The following is a 748-nucleotide window of genomic DNA, read 5'->3' on the forward strand; positions in this document are numbered from 1 at the left end:
CCCCGGTACGGCCAGGTGGGCCGCCCCGAACTGCGTTACCGCTGGCTCGCGGAGACCGGCTCGGTGTCGAAGGTGTAGAACTTCCGGTGGTCCAGCATGTCGGCCGGGGTCACGTCGTTCCACGGTCGCATCGTGTCGTTGAGGTCCACGACGTTGGTGGTGCCGGCGGCCGGCAGGTACGTGGACTGCGGGTGCCTGGCCTGCCAGTCGGCCCACAGCTTGTCGATGTACGCGTGGTGCATCCAGAACACCGGGTCGTTCGGGGAGACGCCGGTGGCCATCTGCCCGCCGACCCACACGTGCACCCGGTTGTGGAGATTGGCGCCGCGCCAGCCCTCCAGGTTGTTGCGGAAGCCGTTCGAGGCGCTGTTCCAGGGGGCCATGTCGTACACCGGCATGGCCAGTACGGCTTCCACCTCGGCCTTGGTGGGCAGTTCGGCGACACCGGTGCCGAGGGCGCGCCTCAGGTAGTTGCGGCCGTCCACTCGGACGTCGATGTTCCACTTGCCCGTCGCGTACGCGAACGGTCCGTCGAGGACCTGACCGTCGCGGGCCCGACCGGTGCCGCCGAGGAAGTCGGCGGCCCAGAGGGAGGAGCGGGTGGTGCGGTCGGTCGTCCAGTCCCAGTAGGGAAGGGCGACGTTCTTGTCCACGGCCTGGAGAGCCGCTTCGAACTCCAGGAGAAACCGGCGGTGCCAGGGGAGGAAGGACGGGGACCGGTGGCCGACCCGGTCGCCGGAGTCGGTGT

At 69.4% G+C, this 748-nt stretch carries 1 protein-coding gene; it reads right to left on the bottom strand.

Going from position 1 to position 748, the window contains the following annotated elements; translation table 11 throughout:
- Nucleotides 1-35: 35 nt before the first annotated feature.
- Nucleotides 36-748 (bottom strand): tyrosinase MelC2 (gene melC2 / locus ADK55_RS17780; RefSeq protein ID WP_053679911.1); only part of this gene is annotated, 713 nt, incomplete at its 5' end.

Origin of the sequence: Streptomyces sp. WM4235, assembly GCF_001279725.1 — a bacterium.
GTDB lineage: Bacteria > Actinomycetota > Actinomycetes > Streptomycetales > Streptomycetaceae > Streptomyces.